Origin of the sequence: Pseudomonas sp. C11 (assembly GCF_034683865.1) — a bacterium.
In the GTDB taxonomy this organism is placed as follows: domain Bacteria; phylum Pseudomonadota; class Gammaproteobacteria; order Pseudomonadales; family Pseudomonadaceae; genus Aquipseudomonas.
Genome location: NZ_JAWIIP010000028.1, coordinates 1 through 5,764, shown reverse-complemented (window position 1 = coordinate 5,764; position 5,764 = coordinate 1). Strand labels below are relative to the sequence as shown.

Sequence of the window (5,764 nt, the reverse complement as noted above, 5' to 3'; positions counted from 1 at the left end):
CAAAGAAGAAACCCCAGACCGCTAGGCGATCTGGGGTTTCGTATAGGAGCTTGACGATGACCTACTCTCACATGGTGAAGCACCACACTACCATCGGCGATGCGTCGTTTCACTACTGAGTTCGGGATGGGATCAGGTGGTTCCAACGCTCTATGGTCGTCAAGCAATTCGGTTGGGATGTCGCGGTTAGGCGCTATCCCTTGGATACGTGATAGAGGCTTGTAGCTCTCGCAAATTTTCGGCTTTCTGTCGACTTCACCATCGACACCCTCTGCGTTGAGGGCAGATTGTTTGGGTGTTATATGGTCAAGCCTCACGGGCAATTAGTATTGGTTAGCTCAACGCCTCACAGCGCTTACACACCCAACCTATCAACGTCGTAGTCTTCGACGGCCCTTTAGGGGAATCAAGTTCCCAGTGAGATCTCATCTTGAGGCAAGTTTCCCGCTTAGATGCTTTCAGCGGTTATCTCTTCCGAACATAGCTACCCGGCAGTGCCACTGGCGTGACAACCGGAACACCAGAGGTTCGTCCAACCCGGTCCTCTCGTACTAAGGTCAGCCCCTCTCAAATCTCAAACGTCCACGGCAGATAGGGACCGAACTGTCTCACGACGTTCTAAACCCAGCTCGCGTACCACTTTAAATGGCGAACAGCCATACCCTTGGGACCGGCTTCAGCCCCAGGATGTGATGAGCCGACATCGAGGTGCCAAACACCGCCGTCGATATGAACTCTTGGGCGGTATCAGCCTGTTATCCCCGGAGTACCTTTTATCCGTTGAGCGATGGCCCTTCCATACAGAACCACCGGATCACTAAGACCTACTTTCGTACCTGCTCGACGTGTCTGTCTCGCAGTCAAGCGCGCTTTTGCCTTTATACTCTACGACCGATTTCCGACCGGTCTGAGCGCACCTTCGTACTCCTCCGTTACTCTTTGGGAGGAGACCGCCCCAGTCAAACTACCCACCATACACTGTCCTCGATCCGGATGACGGACCAGAGTTAGAACCTCAAGGTTGCCAGGGTGGTATTTCAAGGATGGCTCCATGAGAACTGGCGTCCCCACTTCAAAGCCTCCCACCTATCCTACACAAGCAAGCTCAAAGTCCAGTGCAAAGCTATAGTAAAGGTTCACGGGGTCTTTCCGTCTAGCCGCGGATACACTGCATCTTCACAGCGATTTCAATTTCACTGAGTCTCGGGTGGAGACAGCGCCGCCATCGTTACGCCATTCGTGCAGGTCGGAACTTACCCGACAAGGAATTTCGCTACCTTAGGACCGTTATAGTTACGGCCGCCGTTTACCGGGGCTTCGATCAAGAGCTTCGCTTGCGCTAACCCCATCAATTAACCTTCCGGCACCGGGCAGGCGTCACACCCTATACGTCCACTTTCGTGTTTGCAGAGTGCTGTGTTTTTAATAAACAGTCGCAGCGGCCTGGTATCTTCGACCGGCATGGGCTTACGTAGTAAATACTTCACCCTCACCGGCGCACCTTCTCCCGAAGTTACGGTGCCATTTTGCCTAGTTCCTTCACCCGAGTTCTCTCAAGCGCCTTGGTATTCTCTACCTAACCACCTGTGTCGGTTTGGGGTACGGTTCCTAGTTACCTGAAGCTTAGAAGCTTTTCCTGGAAGCATGGCATCAACCACTTCGCATTCTAAAAGAACGCTCGTCATCAGTTCTCGGCCTTGATCTCCCGGATTTACCTAAGAAATCAGCCTACCACCTTAAACACGGACAACCAACGCCGTGCTGGCCTAGCCTTCTCCGTCCCTCCATCGCAGTAACTAGAAGTACGGGAATATTAACCCGTTTCCCATCGACTACGCATTTCTGCCTCGCCTTAGGGGCCGACTAACCCTGCGTCGATTAACGTTGCGCAGGAAACCTTGGTCTTTCGGCGTGGGTGTTTTTCACACCCATTGTCGTTACTCATGTCAGCATTCGCACTTCTGATACCTCCAGCAAGCTTCTCAACTCACCTTCACAGGCTTACAGAACGCTCCTCTACCGCTCACACCTAAGTGTGAACCCGTAGCTTCGGTGTATGGTTTGAGCCCCGTTACATCTTCCGCGCAGGCCGACTCGACTAGTGAGCTATTACGCTTTCTTTAAAGGATGGCTGCTTCTAAGCCAACCTCCTAGCTGTCTAAGCCTTCCCACATCGTTTCCCACTTAACCATAACTTTGGGACCTTAGCTGACGGTCTGGGTTGTTTCCCTTTTCACGACGGACGTTAGCACCCGCCGTGTGTCTCCCGTGCTGACACTTGCTGGTATTCGGAGTTTGCATCGGTTTGGTAAGTCGGGATGACCCCCTAGCCGAAACAGTGCTCTACCCCCAGCAGTGATACACGAGGCGCTACCTAAATAGCTTTCGAGGAGAACCAGCTATCTCCGAGCTTGATTAGCCTTTCACTCCGATCCACAGGTCATCCGCTAACTTTTCAACGGTAGTCGGTTCGGTCCTCCAGTCAGTGTTACCTAACCTTCAACCTGCCCATGGATAGATCGCCCGGTTTCGGGTCTATACCCAGCGACTAAAGCGCCCTATTAAGACTCGCTTTCGCTACGCCTCCCCTATTCGGTTAAGCTCGCCACTGAATATAAGTCGCTGACCCATTATACAAAAGGTACGCAGTCACCCAACAAAGTAGGCTCCCACTGCTTGTACGCATACGGTTTCAGGTTCTATTTCACTCCCCTCTCCGGGGTTCTTTTCGCCTTTCCCTCACGGTACTGGTTCACTATCGGTCAGTCAGTAGTATTTAGCCTTGGAGGATGGTCCCCCCATATTCAGACAAGGTTTCTCGTGCCCCGTCCTACTCGATTTCATTGATAAGAGCGTTTCGTGTACGGGGCTATCACCCACTACGGCGGCACTTTCCAGAGCCTTCCACTACACTCAAATCAACTTAAGGGCTAGTCCCCGTTCGCTCGCCACTACTTAGGGAATCTCGGTTGATTTCTTTTCCTCAGGGTACTTAGATGTTTCAGTTCCCCTGGTTCGCCTCTTGCACCTATGGATTCAGTACAAGATACCTAGGTTATCCTAGGTGGGTTCCCCCATTCAGAGATCTCTGGATCACAGTCTGTTTGCCGACTCCCCAAAGCTTTTCGCAGGCTACCACGTCTTTCATCGCCTCTGACTGCCAAGGCATCCACCGTATGCGCTTCTTCACTTGACCATATAACCCCAAGCAATCTGGTTACTGTCTCAATCGTGAAGACGACATTCGCCGAAAATTTGCGTCTTGAGAACTACAAATTTTGCCTTGATTAACAACGTGCAGTGAAACACGCTGTTAGTCACTTCTATCACATATCCAAATTTTTAAAGAACGATTATTACCGGTCAAAAGACCAGAAATCAGCACTCGACAGGTTCAACCTGAAGCGCTCATTTCTGAACTCTCTACGATCATGCTGTAATGGTGGAGCCAAGCGGGATCGAACCGCTGACCTCCTGCGTGCAAAGCAGGCGCTCTCCCAGCTGAGCTATGGCCCCGTAAACATCTGCACCTGAATTGGTAGGTCTGGGCAGATTTGAACTGCCGACCTCACCCTTATCAGGGGTGCGCTCTAACCAACTGAGCTACAGACCTATAACAGGGTCGCCGCGTTACAGCATCGTCTTCTACAGTGAATCAAGCAATTCGTGTGGGAGCTTATGAGAAAGCTGAAGTCTTCGATTAAGGAGGTGATCCAGCCGCAGGTTCCCCTACGGCTACCTTGTTACGACTTCACCCCAGTCATGAATCACTCCGTGGTAACCGTCCCCCCGAAGGTTAGACTAGCTACTTCTGGAGCAACCCACTCCCATGGTGTGACGGGCGGTGTGTACAAGGCCCGGGAACGTATTCACCGTGACATTCTGATTCACGATTACTAGCGATTCCGACTTCACGCAGTCGAGTTGCAGACTGCGATCCGGACTACGATCGGTTTTATGGGATTAGCTCCACCTCGCGGCTTGGCAACCCTTTGTACCGACCATTGTAGCACGTGTGTAGCCCTGGCCGTAAGGGCCATGATGACTTGACGTCATCCCCACCTTCCTCCGGTTTGTCACCGGCAGTCTCCTTAGAGTGCCCACCATAACGTGCTGGTAACTAAGGACAAGGGTTGCGCTCGTTACGGGACTTAACCCAACATCTCACGACACGAGCTGACGACAGCCATGCAGCACCTGTGTCTGAGTTCCCGAAGGCACCAATCCATCTCTGGAAAGTTCTCAGCATGTCAAGGCCAGGTAAGGTTCTTCGCGTTGCTTCGAATTAAACCACATGCTCCACCGCTTGTGCGGGCCCCCGTCAATTCATTTGAGTTTTAACCTTGCGGCCGTACTCCCCAGGCGGTCAACTTAATGCGTTAGCTGCGCCACTAAAATCTCAAGGATTCCAACGGCTAGTTGACATCGTTTACGGCGTGGACTACCAGGGTATCTAATCCTGTTTGCTCCCCACGCTTTCGCACCTCAGTGTCAGTATCAGTCCAGGTAGTCGCCTTCGCCACTGGTGTTCCTTCCTATATCTACGCATTTCACCGCTACACAGGAAATTCCACTACCCTCTACCGTACTCTAGCTCGCCAGTTTTGGATGCAGTTCCCAGGTTGAGCCCGGGGCTTTCACATCCAACTTAACGAACCACCTACGCGCGCTTTACGCCCAGTAATTCCGATTAACGCTTGCACCCTTCGTATTACCGCGGCTGCTGGCACGAAGTTAGCCGGTGCTTATTCTGTTGGTAACGTCAAAACACTAACGTATTAGGTTAATGCCCTTCCTCCCAACTTAAAGTGCTTTACAATCCGAAGACCTTCTTCACACACGCGGCATGGCTGGATCAGGCTTTCGCCCATTGTCCAATATTCCCCACTGCTGCCTCCCGTAGGAGTCTGGACCGTGTCTCAGTTCCAGTGTGACTGATCATCCTCTCAGACCAGTTACGGATCGTCGCCTTGGTGAGCCATTACCTCACCAACTAGCTAATCCGACCTAGGCTCATCTGATAGCGCAAGGCCCGAAGGTCCCCTGCTTTCTCCCGTAGGACGTATGCGGTATTAGCGTTCCTTTCGGAACGTTATCCCCCACTACCAGGCAGATTCCTAGGCATTACTCACCCGTCCGCCGCTAAATCAGAGAGCAAGCTCTCTTCATCCGCTCGACTTGCATGTGTTAGGCCTGCCGCCAGCGTTCAATCTGAGCCATGATCAAACTCTTCAGTTCAATACTGCTTGGGTTTTGAGAAAACCCTAAACTTGGCTCAGCAATCGCAAATAAACTCTCGAATTCACGAGTGTTACTTGTGATGCTGATAATCAGTTGACTACCAGTCTTACCTCACAAGCACCCACACGAATTGCTTGATTCAGTTGTTAAAGAACAGTTGGCTAAGTCTTTCGCCTCAACCGAGGCCGCGCATTCTACAGCAGCCTTTCTATCTGTCAAGCTGTTTTTCGATTTTGTTTCCGGAGAAACTTCTTTCTACTCAACCACTTGCACCTTCGATCAGAGCTTCTTCTCTCCAGCGGGAGGCGCATTCTACAGCGTTCAAACCCGCTGTCAACACCTCTTTTCTACCGCCTTCGATCCACTTGACCGAACCACCAACAGGATCAAACCACCACCCTGTCGACCGACGCGCATTCTACACGCCAGATCCAGCTTTGCAAGCCCTTCATTCAACTTAACTTATTGATTAACAAGAAGTTTTTGAAGCGCTTCATCGCTGAAGTGGCGCGCATTCTACATC

At 51.6% G+C, this 5,764-nt stretch carries 2 tRNA genes and 3 rRNA genes; all 5 read right to left on the bottom strand.

From position 1 onward, the window contains the following. Positions 1-48: 48 nt before the first annotated feature. Positions 49-164: ribosomal RNA gene (gene rrf / locus VC352_RS24775) — 5S ribosomal RNA — on the bottom strand. A 138-nt stretch (positions 165-302) separates the two neighbouring features. Next, a 23S ribosomal RNA gene (locus VC352_RS24770) occupies positions 303-3,196 on the bottom strand. A gap of 244 nt (positions 3,197-3,440) precedes the next feature. Beyond that, positions 3,441-3,516, bottom strand: a tRNA-Ala gene (locus VC352_RS24765). A 20-nt stretch (positions 3,517-3,536) separates the two neighbouring features. Continuing rightward, a tRNA-Ile gene (locus tag VC352_RS24760) sits at positions 3,537-3,613 on the bottom strand. Positions 3,614-3,701: 88 nt separating this feature from the next. Further along, positions 3,702-5,238, bottom strand: a 16S ribosomal RNA gene (locus VC352_RS24755). Together the 16S, 23S and 5S rRNA genes with 2 tRNA genes alongside form the textbook arrangement of a ribosomal RNA operon. Between the last annotated feature and the right edge of the window lie 526 nt (positions 5,239-5,764).